Below are 14,310 nucleotides of genomic sequence, written 5' to 3' on the forward strand. Positions count from 1 at the left end.
GTCTGGCTTCCCGCCTCGAGGCCATTGTCGGGTGCCTCGGAGGTCAGACTGCCTCGGACTCGAGCGAGACGGGTTCCTGCGGCGGGTTCGAGCGGTGCCGCAGCGACAGCAGTCCCCCCACGAGCAGCGTGATGATCACGCCGATCGGGGTGTACCAGGGGAACGCCAGCGGATCCCGACCGCCCTCGCCGTTGGGGAAGGTCACCCCGGCGACCAGGTACAGCATCACCAGCAGGGTGACCACGAAGGCGACGACGGCGTCGCTCTGCCGCGCTCGGCGCACGAGCAGCCCCAGCAGGAAGGCGCCCAGCAGGGCACCGTAGGTGTAGCTGGCGATTCCCAGCCCGACCTCCACCACGGGGTTCTCGGTGCTGCTGAACAGCGAGGCGAACACGATGAACACCGCCGCCCAGATCACGGTCCAGAGCTTGCCCTGGCGCAGCACGGTGGCGTCGTCGAGCTCGTGCTTGGTGATGCGCTGGTAGAGGTCGCTGACCGTCGAGGTCGACAGCGAGTTCAACGAGGACGACAGCGTGCTCATCGCCGCGGCGAGGATGCCCGCGATCAGGATTCCGGACAGTCCCGGGGGCAGCTGCTCGACGATGAAGCGGGGGAACAGTTCGTCGTCGCTGGCCATGCCCAGGGTCGAGGGGTCGGCGCCCTGGAAGAACGCCCACAGCATCGAGCCGATGAACAGGAACAGGGCGAACTGCAGTGCCACCACGATGCCGCTGGTGATCAGCGCGCGTTGGCTGTCGCGCAGGTTCTTGCAGGACAGCAGCCGCTGGACCATGAGCTGGTCGGTACCGTGCGAGGCCATCGAGAACACCGCACCGCCGACGATGGCGGTCACCGCCGAGTACTGGTTGGTGATCACGGAGGACTCGAAGTCGAAGAGCTGGAACTTGCCCTGAGCCATGGCCTCGCCGAACCATCCGGCGGGCAGTTCGCCGAACAGAATGGCGCCGGCGACGATCGATCCGCCGACGTAGACGAGCATCTGGATCGCGTCCACCCACACTACGGCCCTGATCCCGCCGAGGTAGGTGTAGATCACGGTCAGCAGCGACAGCACCGCCACGATCTGCCAGTAGGAGACGTTCACGCCGAAGGACGCCATCATGACCTTGACCGGGATCGCCGTGGCGAACAGCCGCAACCCGTCGGCGAGCAGTCGCGTGATCAGGAACGTCACCGAGGCGGTTCCCTGGATGCCGGATCCGAAGCGCTGTCCGAGGAAGGCGTAGGCGCTGATCATGTTTCCCGCGTAGTAGCGGGGCAGCAGCACGAACGCGACCACGACCCGCCCGATCAGGTAACCGAAGGCCAGCTGCAGGTAGGTGAACGATCCCAGGTAAGCCACCGTCGGCACGCTGATCACGGTGAGGGTGGAGGTCTCGGTGGCCACGACCGAGAAGCACACCGCCCACCAGGGCAGTCTGCGGTCCCCGACGAAGTAGTCCCGCGCGGTGCGTTGTCGCCCGCTGAGCAGGACGCCCACGGCGGGCATCGCCAACAGGTAGAGCACGATCACTATGAGGTCGGCGATGCGCATGGCGCCTCCTGCTCGTCGTCGGCGTCGTGGTCGGTCACGCGGAGGGACCGCACCGGCTGCGCGGCCGGTCGCGGCAGGCGCAGGGGTGTCGTCCCGGGAGTGATACTGCCCAGCGAGCGCGGTTCACGCGCGCCGGTCGTTCCCGGAACGTTGCCGGGCAGCCCGTTGAAGGTCAGAAAGCCCAGCAGGGCGGCGAGGTAGGCCTCCTTGCCGTCGGTGGGCAGCCCGTGATCGTCGCTGAGCACCAGTTCGGTGCCGTGCTCGGCGAGTCGGCGGCGCAGGGCGGCCATCAGCACCGGATTGCCGGTCCCGCCGCCCGACGCGACGACCTCGCGGGGGTGGTGCCGGACGCAGGCCGCGGCGACGGTGACCGCCGTCAGCTCGGTGAGCGTGGCCAGCAGGTCGGAGTCGTCGACCTCACCGACCCTGTCGAGCGCTCGCCGGAGATGGTCCCCGTTGAAGTGCTCCTTGCCGGTGGACTTCGGCGGCGGGGCCTCGAAGTAGGGGTCCGCGAGCAGCTCCTCCAGCAGGTCGGTGCGAATCCGGCCCCCGGCGGCGAGGCGCCCACCGGTGTCCTGCGTGGCCCGGCCTCCGGTGACCGTCGTCGCCGCGACGTCGATGAGAGCGTTGCCGGGCCCGGTGTCGTAGGCCAGCGGTCGGTCCCCGCCGACCACGGTGATGTTGGCGATTCCGCCGATGTTGAGCGCGATGGTCACCGTTCCCGCCCCGGGCGCCAGCCACAGCGCGTCGAGGACACCGGCCAGCGGCGCGCCGTGTCCTCCGGCCGCCACGTCACGAGCGCGCAGGTCGGCGACCACGGGAAGCCCGGTGGTTTCGGCGATCCAGGCTGGTTGGCCGAGTTGCAGGGTCCCGCGGGCGCGGCCGTCCTCGACCCAGTGGTGCAGCGTCTGGCCCAGGGAGGCCACCAGCTCCGCTCGTCCGCCCGCCAGCGCCTCGGCACCGTGCCGGGCCGCCTCGGCGAAGGCCCGGCCGACCCCGGTGTCGAGCTCGCACAGTTCCCCGGCGCCGCACGCTTCCCCGGCCACGGCGGTCATCAGGCGCGTGCGCAGCCGCGACGGGTAGGTGACCGCGGTGTGGCCGAGCGGACTCAGCTCGACGGTCTCCCCGCGCAGCCGCAGGTCCGCGGCGGCCACGTCGATGCCGTCCATCGACGTGCCCGACATGAGTCCCAACACCCGAACGCCGCTCGCGGGTGTGGCGTGCTCCACCGTCATGGAAAGATATAAGCACATAGGTCAAGAGTTGGTTAATCGCTCACCTGGGTCCGCGCTGGCAGCAGCGGTCCGAGGTGCGACGATGGACGGCGTGACCACCACGAACGTGATCCTGATCATTGTCGTCGCGCTGATCGTGCTCGGCCTGCTCATCGTCGGCGGTGTGGCGCTGAACCGCCGCAGGCGGATCAGCCTGAGCCGGTCCGAGGAGCGAACCGACAGCACGGAAGCCGGTCCGGGCGGTTACCGCACCGAGAGCGGGATCAGTCTGTCCAGCGGTGGTACCGGTACCGCCGCCCCGCCGGAGCCCCCGGCCGGTGAACGCACCGAGGTGGAGGGCCAGCCGGGCGTCGGGGACGACGCGGCCGTGCCGCGTGACGCCGAGCGCCGCGACATCGTGGACGTCCCGCTGCCGGAGCAGTCCACGACCGAGACCGCGCCCACGAGCTCCGCGACGGAGTCCGACACCACCGCGACGGAGAGCGTGGAACCCGTCGTCGAGTCCGTGACGGAGATTCCCACGCAGGACGAGCGCCCGACGACGATCGAGCCGCCCGAAACCACCGCGCCCCCCGAAACCCCCGCGCCGGCCGAGCCCGCCGAGCCGGAGGCCGCTCCCACGGCTCCGCCCGAGCAGGCCGAACCGACCGCTCCGCCCGAACCCGTCGAGGAGATCGAGCCCACCGCGGGCCGACTCGAAAGGCTGCGCGGCCACCTGTCGCGGTCCCGCTCGACCTTCGGCCAGAGCCTGCTCGGCCTGCTGGGTGCCGGTGACCTCGACGAGGACTCCTGGGAGGAGATCGAGGACACCCTGCTGATGGCCGACCTGGGCGCGGCCACCACGACAGAGATCATCGAGCGGCTGCGCTCGGAGATCGCGGCTCGCGGCGTGCGGACCCCCGAGCAGGTGCGGGCGCTGCTGCGCGAAGTGCTCATCGACACGCTGGACCCGACCATGTCGCGTTCGGTGCGGGCGCTGCCGCACGGTGACCCCGCGGACGGCGGCAAGCCCGCCGTGGTGCTCGTGGTCGGTGTCAACGGCACGGGCAAGACCACCACGACCGGCAAGCTGGCCCGGGTACTGGTGGCCGACGGACGCACCGTCCTGCTCGGCGCCGCCGACACCTTCCGCGCCGCCGCGGTGGAGCAGCTCGCCACCTGGGGCGAGCGCGTCGGCGCCGAGGCGGTGCGCGGCGAGGAGGGTGCCGACCCGGCCAGCGTCGCCTTCGACTCCGTCCAGCGCGGCTCCGAGACCGGTGTCGACGCGGTACTCGTCGACACCGCCGGGCGGCTGCACACCAAGACCGGGCTGATGGACGAGCTCGGCAAGGTCAAGCGGGTGGTGGAGAAGCGCGCTCAGGTCGACGAGGTGCTGCTGGTGCTGGACGCCACCACGGGGCAGAACGGACTCACCCAGGCCCGCGTGTTCTCCGACGTCGTCGACGTCACCGGCATCGTGCTCACCAAGCTCGACGGCACCGCCAAGGGAGGCATCGTCTTCCAGGTGCAGCGTGAGCTCGGTGTCCCGGTCAAGCTCGTCGGCCTCGGCGAGGGAGCCGATCACCTCGCTCCGTTCGAACCCGAAGGCTTCGTCGACGCCCTGCTGGGGTGATTCCACCGCGGCTTCGGCGGTACGGTCGGTGATCGTGCCCAGCCTCGCCCGACGGAGGGAACACCGGTGAGCGCGGAGTCGGACGCCCCGTCAACGGTCACTCGCGGTCCCGCCTCCCGAGCGGGAACGACCACGGTGATCACCCTGGTGTTGATCGTGCTCGTGGCCCTGGCGTTGCGGCCGCCCGTGACCGCCGTGGCCCCGCTGCTGGAGCGGATCCTCCGCGACCTGGGGTTGTCCACCGCGTTCGGCGGTGCGCTCACCACCCTGCCGGTGGTCTGTCTCGGGCTCTTCGCCTTCCTGGCTCCCGGACTGCGGCGGCGCTTCGGCGACGAGCGGGTGCTGCTCGGCTGCCTGGTCGTGCTGCTGGTGGGAAACGCGGTGCGGGCGGTCGGGTCGGCGTGGTCGCTGCTGACCGGGACCGTGGTCGTCGGCGCCGGGATCGCGGTGGCCAACGTGGCGCTGCCCGGGCTGATCAAACGGGACTTCCCGCACAGCATTCCGCTGGTCACCGCCGTGTACACGATGTGCCTGACGCTGGGTGGCGCCGCCGCGGCGAGCATCGTCGTCCCGCTCGGCGGGATGCTGGGATCACCGTGGCGGGCACCGTTGGGACTGTTGGCCGCGCCGGTCCTGCTGGCCCTCGTGATCAGCCTGTTCGTGCTGCGCAGACGTTCGGGCGTGGGAAGTCCGGCGGCACGTCCCGGTGCACTGTGGCGTGACCGGCTGGCCTGGCAGGTCACCGCGTTCATGGGCATGCAGTCGCTGATGGCCTACGTGGTGTTCGGCTGGTTGCCCTCGATGGCGCTGAGTCGGGGACTGAACCCGGCTTCGGCGGGGGTGCTGCTCGGCGTGCAGGCGGCCGTGCAGGCGCTCGGGTCGCTGACCGTACCGGTGCTGTGCCGGAAACTGCGTGATCAGCGGCCGATCGCGGCGGTGGTGGCGGTGCTGACGGCGCTCGGCTTCGCCGGCATCGTCGTCGGTCCCGTTCCCGGCGGCGTCTGGGCGGCGACCGTGTTGCTCGGGGTGGCCCAGGGCGCGGCGTTCGGCCTGGGGCTGACGCTGTTCGGCCTGCGGTCCCCGGACAGCGACACCACGGCCGCGCTGTCGGCGATGGGGCAGGGAGCCGGGTACCTCATCGCCGCCGTCGGCCCGCTGGCCATGGGGCTGGTGTACTCGCTGACGGGAAGCTGGACCGTCCCGTTGATCCTGTTGCTGTTCGGCTGTGCGGTGGAACTCGTCGCCGGGCTCTTCGCCGGACGCCCCGCTCAGGTGCCCTCCGTCCGGCAGCCGGAGAACACCGCGTAACACGCCGTTGACCGGCGAAACGGGGACTTCACGAACGTGGTGCGGGGATTCACGGCGCCGCAACAGCGACAACCTCGCCTCGAAACACCGGTGCCCGAAGGTGTGGACCTGGCCCTGATGGCTCGGTCGGCAAGGGAGGCAAGGTGGATTCAGGCGACACCGCATGGGTACTCGTCAGTGCGGCGCTGGTCATGCTCATGACACCGGGACTCGCGTTCTTCTACGGGGGAATGGTGCGCTCGCGCGGCGTGCTCAACATGCTGATGATGAGCCTGGGCAGCATGGGCGTGGTCGGCGTGCTGTGGGTGCTCTACGGGTACTCGACGGCCTTCGGCTCGGATCTCGGCGGGCTCGGACTGCTGGGAGCACCGACGGAGTTCTTCGGCATGGGCGGACTGCTCGGCACCGATGAGGTTTCCGACACCGTTCCGACACTGGCCTTCGCGGCCTTCCAGGCGATGTTCGCGATCCTGACGGTGGCGCTGATCTCCGGGGCGGTGGCCGATCGGGCGCGCTTCGGCCCCTGGCTGCTGTTCGGCGGAGCGTGGGCGACGCTGGTCTACTTCCCCGCCGCCCACTGGGTCTTCGACCTGAGCGAGTCCGGAGGATGGATCGCCACCCGGCTCGCGGCGATCGACTTCGCCGGAGGTACCGCCGTACACATCAACGCGGGCGCCGCGGCGCTGGCGCTGGTGCTGGTCCTGGGCAGGCGCAGTGGCTGGCCGCGGGAGATGGGCAAGCCGCACAACCTGCCCTTCGTCGTGCTCGGGGCCGGGCTGCTGTGGTTCGGCTGGTTCGGCTTCAACGGTGGTTCGGCGCTGGCCGCGGGGCACACGGCCGCCGTGGCCTTCGTCAACACGCTGGTGGCCACCAGCGCCGCGATGCTCGGGTGGTTGCTGGTCGAACGCCTCCGCGACGGCCACGCGACCACGCTCGGCGCCGCATCCGGCATCATCGCCGGCCTCGTGGCGATCACCCCGGCGTGCTCGTCGGTGACTCCGTTGGGGGCGATCGCGATCGGCGTGCTCTCGGGAGGCGTGTGCGCTTTGGCCGTGAGCCTGAAGTACCGCTTCGGTTACGACGACTCCCTCGACGTCGTCGGTGTCCACCTCGTGGGCGGAGTGGTCGGCACCCTGCTGGTCGGGCTGTTCGCCGCTCCGGCCGCACCGGAGGGCGTGGCCGGACTGCTCTACGGAGGTGGTCTCGACCAGCTGTGGCGTCAGGCGGTCGGAGCCGTGGCGGTGCTGGTCTACTCCTTCGTGGTCAGCTTGCTGATCGCTTGGGTGATCAAGGCCACCGTCGGTTTCCGGGTCGGTGCCGCCGACGAGGCCGATGGCATCGACGAGCGGCAGCACGCCGAGACCGGTTACCACTTCGGTGACGAGCACGCGCTGTCGCAGCGTTCCCGGCTCCGCGAGTCCGTCGAACACGAACTGGAGGGCAACAAATCGTGAAACTGGTGACCGCGATCGTTCAGCCCAGCCGGCTGGACGAGCTCAAGGACGTGCTGGAACGGCTCGGTGTGCTGGGAATGACGGTCAGCAAGGTCGAGGGCTACGGGCGTCAGAAGGGACACAAGGAGGTCTACCGGGGCGCGGAGTACTCGGTGGACTTCCTCGACAAGCTGCGGATCGAGGTCCTCGCCGACGACCCGGACGTGGAGCGGATCGTCGACGGCATCGTCACGGCCGGCCGCACCGGCAGGGTCGGAGACGGCAAGGTCTGGGTCGCACCGGTGGAGACCGTCGTGCGGGTACGGACGGGAGAGACCGGCGTCGAAGCGCTGTGAAGAGCCGTTTCAGGACGGCTCGCGAAGTGGGCACGGGCCGAGCAGGCCCGTGCCCACTTTTTTCGGTGCGGTGCCGTCGGCTCCGCTCCCGGCAGTGGGCAGGTTTACGCAGCGGTGACGAGGGGGATCTGCGTAGCACTACGCAGATGCATCCAGGGGGCTTCACGGTCTCGTACGGGCCGCTGAGGCGGCAGACTTCGGGACGCGACGCGATGAGGAGGAGCCGGCAGGGGAGTCCCCGCCCGTTCTGGGGGTCGGGCGGGGAAGGTGCCGGGACGTCGGCATCGCGTCCGGGGGACCGGTGCCGGGATGGCCCGTCGAGGGGGGCGGGCCATCCCGGAAGCCGGCTGGATCGTTTCGACCGCTTTGTCCGGAGCTACGAGCGGTGAAGATCATGGCGCGCGTAGCCTAAACGTTACATGGATACTTCGGAGGCGACCGTCAACTCGGCCGAGCCGACACCGCCACGAGTGCGGGTCGGCCGCTGCGACCTCGTTGTTTTCGCAGGTCTGCCCGGCGCGGGCAAGAGCACCGTGCTGCACAAGCTGTACGCCTCCGAAACCGTCCCGGTGCTCGACTCCGAACAGGTCCGCGGGGCCGTGCGTTCACTGCTTCCACGGAGCGTGCCGTACGGCAGTTACCGGGCCGTGGTGCACTGCATTCACCGTGCCCGCATCGCCTGGTACTGCGCCGCTGCCGCCTCTCCGGTCATCGCACACGAGCCTTCGACCCGCCCCACGACTCGCGTGATGCTGCTCCTGATCGCGTTGCTGACGCGGCGGCAGCGGGTGCTGGTGTGGTTGCACGTGGACGCCGTCGAGGCCCTGGCCGGTCAGTACGCGCGCGGACGCCGTATCCGCGCGCACTCCTTCGTGCGTCACGTGCGGCACGCCGACCGGGTTCAGAGTCTGTTGCGCAGGGGATGTCGGTTGCGCGGATGGAACACGGTCCACGTTTTCACCCGCGAGGACCTCGATTCCGGTGTCGAACTGGACGTCGCGCAGTGAGATACGTCGCTTCCGGCGGGGCGGGGGGCATGGGGGGATTCGGGGGCGCGCTATCCTGATGGAGCGCGTGCCGGAAAGTGTCCGGCGCGGTTGGCTGAGATATCGAGCTGCGAGTGACTGGCAACAGTGTGTGCGTTGCAGGTGTGCGCGGCTTGACTAGCGCGAGCAGCGCAACCCCGACAGGTGGTGCTGCGCTCGGACCTGACTGTTGCTGATCCTTCCAGTGGACGTTGGTGCAGGGCCGTTTCGCGTCCCTTCAGCCGCAGCGACCACTTTGAGGAGACTCATCCACAGCATGTCCACTTTCGACTCCCTCGATCTCGACTCCCGCGTCCTCCAGGTCATCACCGAGCTCGGCTACGAGACCCCCTCGTCGATCCAGGCCGAGACGATCCCCACGCTGCTGTCCGGGCGCGACGTCGTGGGCCAGGCGCAGACCGGCACCGGCAAGACCGCCGCGTTCGCCCTGCCCATCCTGTCGAACCTGAACTTGGAGGCGAAGAAACCGCAGGCACTGGTGCTGGCCCCCACCCGGGAGCTGGCCATCCAGGTGGCCGAGGCGTTCCAGCGCTACGCCGCTCACCTGCCCGGTTTCCACGTGCTGCCGATCTACGGCGGCCAGAGCTACGGTCCGCAGCTGTCCGGACTCCGGCGCGGTGCGCAGGTAATCGTGGGCACCCCCGGCCGAGTGATCGACCACCTCGACCGCGGCTCGCTGGACCTGTCCGAGCTGACCAACCTCGTGCTGGACGAAGCCGACGAGATGCTGCGCATGGGCTTCATCGAGGACGTCGAGCGGATTCTGAGGTCGGTGCCGGAGAAGCGTCAGGTCGCCCTGTTCTCGGCGACCATGCCCAACGCGATCCGCAAGATCAGCCAGTCCTACCTGAACAACCCGGCGGAGATCTCGGTCAAGAACAAGACCGCCACCGCCACGAACATCAGCCAGCGCTACTGGCCGGTGCGCGGCGTGCACAAGCTCGACGCGCTCACCCGCATCCTCGAGGTCGAGACGTTCGACGCGATGATCGTGTTCGTGCGGACCAAGCAGCTCACCGAGGAGCTGACCGAGAAGCTGCGGGCGCGCGGATTCAGCGCCGCCGCGATCAACGGCGACATCGCCCAGGCCCAGCGTGAGCGCACCATCGGGCAGTTGCGGGACGGTCGCACCGACATCCTGGTGGCCACCGACGTGGCCGCTCGCGGGCTCGACGTCGACCGCATCTCGCACGTGCTCAACTACGACATCCCGCACGACAGCGAGTCCTACGTGCACCGCATCGGCCGTACCGGCCGGGCCGGGCGCAGCGGCGAGGCGATCCTGTTCGTGTCCCCGCGGGAACGCGGCATGCTGCGCTCGATCGAGAAGGCCACCAAGCAGTCCATCACCCAGATGGAGCTGCCCAGCGTGGACGCGGTCAACGACCAGCGACTCGCGCGGTTCGCCCAGAACATCACCGACAAGCTCGAGTCCGGCGGGCTCTCGGTGTTCCAGGGGCTCGTCGAGGAGTACGAGCGTACCCACGACGTGCCCGCCGCCGAGATCGCCGCCGCCCTCGCCAGCATGGCCCAGGGCGACCAGCCCCTGCTGCTGCAGCCGGACCCCGAGCCGGTCGAGAAGCAGCGTCGCGCACCGGAGAGGGAGATCACCGGTTCGGACAGCGCCGTGTTCCGCGTCGAGGTCGGCCGCCGCAACCGCGTGACCCCCGGTGCCCTGGTGGGAGCCCTGGCCAACGAGGGCGGCCTGTCCAGCAAGCGGATCGGTCACATCGACATCCGCGACGAGCACAGCCTCGTCGAGCTGCCCTCCGAGATCCCCGAGGACATGCTGCGCAAGTTGAGCAAGACCCAGGTCGCCGGCCGGGGACTGCGGATCAGCCGCGCCGAGGGTGAGGTTCTCGAGCGCGGCGGCGGTGGTGGCCGGTCGGGGCGGGACAAGCCCAAGCCGCACCGCAAGGGTCGCAACTCCCCGCGTCCCGCCGAGAACAAGCGACCCGCTCGCGAGCGCGGCTGAGCTGACGGCCGCGGTCATCGCCCGATCGCGTGGCGGGGTGGATCGTCGCTTCCCTGACGAAAAACCCCGTCGGGCGGTTACCCTCGCAGTGCTACACCCACGACTCTGGAGCCCGTGAACCCGTGTTCGACACTCTTTCCGACCGGCTCACCTCGGTCCTGAAGAACCTGCGTGGCAAGGGACGGCTGTCCGACGCCGACATCGACGCCACCGCGCGGGAGATCCGCGTTGCTCTGTTGGAAGCCGACGTGGCGCTTCCCGTGGTGCGCAGTTTCATCGCGGGTGTCAAGGACCGGGCCAAGGGTGCCGAGGTCTCCCAGGCGCTCAACCCGGCCCAGCAGGTCATCAAGATCGTCAACGAGGAGCTCGTCAGCGTTCTCGGCGGCGAGGGCCGCCGGTTGGAGTACGCGAAGAACCCGCCGACGGTCGTCATGCTCGCCGGCTTGCAGGGCTCCGGTAAGACCACGCTGGCGGGCAAGCTGGCTCGCTGGTTCGCCGGTCAGGGCCACACGCCGATGCTGGCGGCCTGCGACCTCCAGCGGCCGAACGCCGTCACCCAGCTGCAGGTGGTCGGCGAACGCTCCGAGGTTCCGGTGTTCGCGCCGGAACCGGGCAGCGGCGTGGGCGATCCGATCGACGTGGCCCGCCGCAGCATCGACGAGGCCAAGCGGAACCACCAGGACGTCGTCATCATCGACACGGCGGGCCGGCTGGGTGTCGACGAGGAGCTGATGCAGCAGGCCGCGGACATCCGCGACGCCGTCACTCCCGACGAGACCCTGTTCGTCGTCGACGCCATGATCGGGCAGGACGCCGTGAGCACGGCGGAGGCCTTCCGCGACGGTGTCGGGTTCAGCGGTGTGGTGCTGACCAAGCTCGACGGTGACGCGCGCGGTGGTGCGGCGCTGTCGGTCCGGCACGTGACGGGACAGCCGATCATGTTCGCCTCCAACGGCGAGAAGCTGGAGGACTTCGACGTCTTCCATCCGGATCGGATGGCCAGCCGGATCCTGGGCATGGGCGACGTGCTCACACTCATCGAGCAGGCCGAGCAGGCCTTCGACGCCGACCAGGCCGAGCAGGCGGCGCAGAAGATCGGCACGGGCGAGATGACCCTGGAGGACTTCCTGGAGCAGATGCAGGCGGTCCGCAAGATGGGGCCGCTGCAGAATCTGATCGGGATGTTGCCCGGCGCCAATCAGATGAAGGACCAGCTCTCCGAGTTCGACGACGCCCACCTGGATCGGGTCCAGGCGATCATCCGGGGCATGACGCCGACGGAACGGGCCGACCCGAAGATCATCAACGCCTCCCGCAGGCAACGCATCGCGGCCGGTTCCGGCGTCAAGATCAGCGATATCAACGATCTGGTCACCCGGTTCTTCGAAGCCCGCAAGATGATGCAGCAGATGGCCGGGCAGTTCGGCGGCGGTGGTGGCGGGGGCACCCGCAAGACCAAGAAGGGCAAGAAGGGCAAGAAGGGCAAGAACAAGGGCCCGACGCCGCCGAAGGCGGCGCGCGGCGGAATGCCCGGTGGGATGCCCGGCCTTCCGCCCGGCGGGATGCCCGGTTCCGGTGGCGGCAACACCCCCGACCCGGCGCAGCTCCAGGGCAGTCTCAACGAGCTCCCCTCGGGTTTCGACCCGTCCAAGCTCGACTTCGGTACCAAGAAGAAAAAGAAGTGAGCGTTCGCCATGACGGCCCTGCACCTGCGCGGAGTGGTCCTGCCCGACGGTGAGCACCGGGATCTCTGGGTACGTGACGGCGTGATCAGTCACGAACCGGTTCCCGGTGCGTCGACCGTGTTCGACGGCGGCTACCTGCTGCCCGGTCTGGTCGACGCGCACTGCCACGTCGGTGTCGGTCCGCAGGGTCCGGTCGAGCTCGACGAGGCCGTGACCCAGGCCGAGACGGACCGGGACGCCGGGACGCTGCTGATCCGGGACTGCGGTGCGCCGGTGGACACGCGGCCGCTGCGGGATCGTGCCGACCTGCCGAGGATCGTCCGTGCCGGTAGGCACCTGGCCCGGCCCAAGCGCTACATCCCCGGCCTGGCCGACCAGCTGGAGGACCCCACCCGGCTTCCGGAGGCCGTGGCCGCACAGGCCGACTACGGAGACGGGTGGGTCAAGCTGGTCGGCGACTGGATCGACCGTTCCGTGGGGGACCTGGCCCCGCTGTGGAGCGATGACGTGCTCGCGGAGGCGATCGCGGCCGCCCACGAGCGTGGCGCACGGGTCACCGCGCACGTGTTCGGCGAGGACGCCCTGCCCGGGCTGCTCGCCGCCGGTATCGACTGCGTCGAGCACGGCACCGGGCTCACCGACGACACCATCGACCTGATGGCGCGGCAGGGTACCGCCCTGGTCCCGACACTGATCAACATCGAGAACTTCCCGTCGTTCGCGGCGGCGGCGACCAAGTACCCGCGCTACGCCGCGCACATGACCGAGCTGTACCGGGCCGGTGACCGCACCGTGTCCAGGGCCGTCGAGGCCGGGGTGCCCGTGTACGCGGGCACGGACGCCGGTGGCGGCATCGAGCACGGGCGGCTGGTCGACGAGATCCTCGCACTCACCCGGGTGGGCATGTCGGCCGAGCAGGCCCTGGGGGCAGGATCCTGGTCGGCCCGCGAGTGGCTGGGGTGGTCCGGTCCGGAGCACGGGGCCGTGGCCGACCTGGTCTGCTACGACTCGGACCCGCGCAAGGATCCGGCCGCACTGCGCCATCCACGACGGATCGTGCTGGACGGCGACGTCGTGGCCTGAACAGTCGTGGCCTGAAGAACCGTCCAGGATACGCCGAACGGAGACGCAGCAGTGGGGCAACCGAACGAGCAACCTCCCCGGTACGACCAGGGGGAATCGGTGCCACCTTCATCCGGCGACCCGGTGGGTCACGTTCCGGGGCACGCGTCGGGTCCGTCCTGGCTGAGCTATGGCAAGCCCATGCGTGCGGCTGAGGACACCCGGGATCCGGAACTGCATCCGCGTTTCTGGGAGGGACAGCTGGAAGCGGCTCGTCGCGGCAGCCTGGCCTGGGGATTCGCGGCGTTCTTCATCGGCTACGGCGGGTACTACCTCGGCTCGTTCATCCTCAGTGCCCTGATTTCCGCACACGTGGGGGGCTTCGACGCGGCGAACCCTCCGCAGCTGGGTCCGTTGCTGCTGCTGTCCTTCGCCCCCAACGTCCTGCTCGGGCTGGCACCCGCGGTCTATTCGTGGCGCTCGGGCAACGGGCTGCGGTCCGATTTCGGCATCGTGCCGAAGTGGCGGGACGTGCGGGTCGGCGTGCTCTGCGGAGCCGCCGCGCTGCTCGCGTCGTGGCTGCTGGGGCTGGTGCTGATCAGTCTCTCCGGCCAGCCTCCCGCCGGTAGCGGTATCACCGGCCTGCTCGGAAACGAGCGCACCGTGTGGCTGTTCCTGTTCGCGCTCTTCGCGTTCCTGGGAGCACCGCTCACCGAGGAACTGCTCGTGCGCGGAGCGCTGTGGGGCGCGCTGGAGCACTACCGGCTGCCTCGCTACGCCGTTCTGCTGATCACGGCGCTGTTCTTCGCCTTCATGCACATGGAGCCCTGGCGGATGCCCATACTGTTCGCCGGTGGCATCGCGATGGGGCTCGCGCGAATGATCACCGGCCGGGTGAGCGCCAGCGTGATCGCGCACGCGACGAACAACCTCATCCCGGCATTGGCGATCTTCCTGGCGGCAGGCTGAGCAACGTGAATGCTCAGGGCCGTTCGCATGGGTAATCTGGCATTTCCACCGCCGGGGTCCCACGGACCGGGCGG

11 protein-coding genes are annotated in these 14,310 nt (G+C 69.6%); 9 read left to right on the forward strand and 2 right to left on the reverse strand.

All coding sequences use genetic code 11. The features are described 5' to 3' along the window. Positions 1 to 43: 43 nt before the first annotated feature. Both FHX42_RS02855 and FHX42_RS02860 read right to left on the reverse strand, forming a co-directional pair. Positions 44 to 1,555, reverse strand: coding sequence for a sodium:solute symporter (locus FHX42_RS02855; RefSeq protein ID WP_182542587.1), 1,512 nt, complete (start codon positions 1,553 to 1,555; stop codon positions 44 to 46). Next, entirely contained in the window at positions 1,534 to 2,790 is a 1,257-nt protein-coding gene (locus FHX42_RS02860; RefSeq protein ID WP_182542588.1) for an anhydro-N-acetylmuramic acid kinase, read from the reverse strand. The genes FHX42_RS02855 and FHX42_RS02860 overlap by 22 nt, the downstream gene beginning before the upstream one ends. An 82-nt stretch (positions 2,791 to 2,872) precedes the next feature. On the opposite strand from FHX42_RS02860, the gene ftsY reads away from it, so the two are divergent. From ftsY to FHX42_RS02905, 9 genes are all read left to right on the forward strand, one after another. Beyond that, complete coding sequence (gene ftsY, locus FHX42_RS02865) at positions 2,873 to 4,402, forward strand: signal recognition particle-docking protein FtsY (RefSeq protein WP_182542589.1); 1,530 nt, start codon at positions 2,873 to 2,875, stop codon at positions 4,400 to 4,402. A gap of 66 nt (positions 4,403 to 4,468) precedes the next feature. Then, positions 4,469 to 5,710 (forward strand): CynX/NimT family MFS transporter, encoded by a 1,242-nt coding sequence (locus tag FHX42_RS02870; RefSeq protein ID WP_328795866.1) that lies wholly within the window; start codon positions 4,469 to 4,471, stop codon positions 5,708 to 5,710. Between the two features lie 143 nt (positions 5,711 to 5,853). After that, the gene (locus FHX42_RS02875; protein ID WP_182542590.1) at positions 5,854 to 7,164 is read left to right on the forward strand and encodes an ammonium transporter; all 1,311 of its coding nucleotides are present in this window, start codon (positions 5,854 to 5,856) and stop codon (positions 7,162 to 7,164) included. Beyond that, the gene (locus FHX42_RS02880) at positions 7,161 to 7,499 is read left to right on the forward strand and encodes a P-II family nitrogen regulator (RefSeq protein WP_182542591.1); all 339 of its coding nucleotides are present in this window, start codon (positions 7,161 to 7,163) and stop codon (positions 7,497 to 7,499) included. Before FHX42_RS02875 ends, FHX42_RS02880 begins: the two co-directional genes overlap by 4 nt. A 419-nt stretch (positions 7,500 to 7,918) precedes the next feature. Continuing rightward, complete coding sequence (locus tag FHX42_RS02885) at positions 7,919 to 8,506, forward strand: AAA family ATPase (RefSeq protein WP_182542592.1); 588 nt, start codon at positions 7,919 to 7,921, stop codon at positions 8,504 to 8,506. A gap of 295 nt (positions 8,507 to 8,801) precedes the next feature. Next, positions 8,802 to 10,520 carry a DEAD/DEAH box helicase gene (locus FHX42_RS02890; RefSeq protein WP_182542593.1) on the forward strand — a complete coding sequence of 573 codons (1,719 nt, stop codon included), beginning with the start codon at positions 8,802 to 8,804 and terminating at the stop codon, positions 10,518 to 10,520. Between the two features lie 122 nt (positions 10,521 to 10,642). Continuing rightward, positions 10,643 to 12,205, forward strand: coding sequence for a signal recognition particle protein (gene ffh / locus FHX42_RS02895; protein ID WP_182542594.1), 1,563 nt, complete (start codon positions 10,643 to 10,645; stop codon positions 12,203 to 12,205). 9 nt (positions 12,206 to 12,214) lie between these two features. Continuing rightward, positions 12,215 to 13,288: a metal-dependent hydrolase family protein gene (locus FHX42_RS02900; RefSeq protein WP_182542595.1), complete on the forward strand. Its 1,074-nt coding sequence runs from the start codon at positions 12,215 to 12,217 to the stop codon at positions 13,286 to 13,288. Positions 13,289 to 13,468: 180 nt separating this feature from the next. Next, positions 13,469 to 14,236, forward strand: a complete 768-nt coding sequence (locus FHX42_RS02905; protein ID WP_182542596.1) for a CPBP family intramembrane glutamic endopeptidase — start codon at positions 13,469 to 13,471, stop codon at positions 14,234 to 14,236. The last annotated feature ends 74 nt before the right edge of the window (positions 14,237 to 14,310 follow it).

This window comes from Halosaccharopolyspora lacisalsi, assembly GCF_014137975.1.
Lineage (GTDB): Bacteria > Actinomycetota > Actinomycetes > Mycobacteriales > Pseudonocardiaceae > Halosaccharopolyspora > Halosaccharopolyspora lacisalsi.

What these genes read in the sequence shown, in the direction of transcription:
- FHX42_RS02855 (WP_182542587.1), bottom strand. Translation starts at nt 1,555, where the DNA reads ATGCGCATCGCCGACCTCATAGTGATCGTGCTCTACCTGTTGGCGATG.
- FHX42_RS02860 (WP_182542588.1), bottom strand. Translation starts at nt 2,790, where the DNA reads ATGACGGTGGAGCACGCCACACCCGCGAGCGGCGTTCGGGTGTTGGGA.
- ftsY (WP_182542589.1), top strand. Translation starts at nt 2,873, where the DNA reads ATGGACGGCGTGACCACCACGAACGTGATCCTGATCATTGTCGTCGCG.
- FHX42_RS02885 (WP_182542592.1), top strand. Translation starts at nt 7,919, where the DNA reads ATGGATACTTCGGAGGCGACCGTCAACTCGGCCGAGCCGACACCGCCA.
- FHX42_RS02890 (WP_182542593.1), top strand. Translation starts at nt 8,802, where the DNA reads ATGTCCACTTTCGACTCCCTCGATCTCGACTCCCGCGTCCTCCAGGTC.
- FHX42_RS02900 (WP_182542595.1), top strand. Translation starts at nt 12,215, where the DNA reads ATGACGGCCCTGCACCTGCGCGGAGTGGTCCTGCCCGACGGTGAGCAC.
- FHX42_RS02905 (WP_182542596.1), top strand. Translation starts at nt 13,469, where the DNA reads ATGCGTGCGGCTGAGGACACCCGGGATCCGGAACTGCATCCGCGTTTC.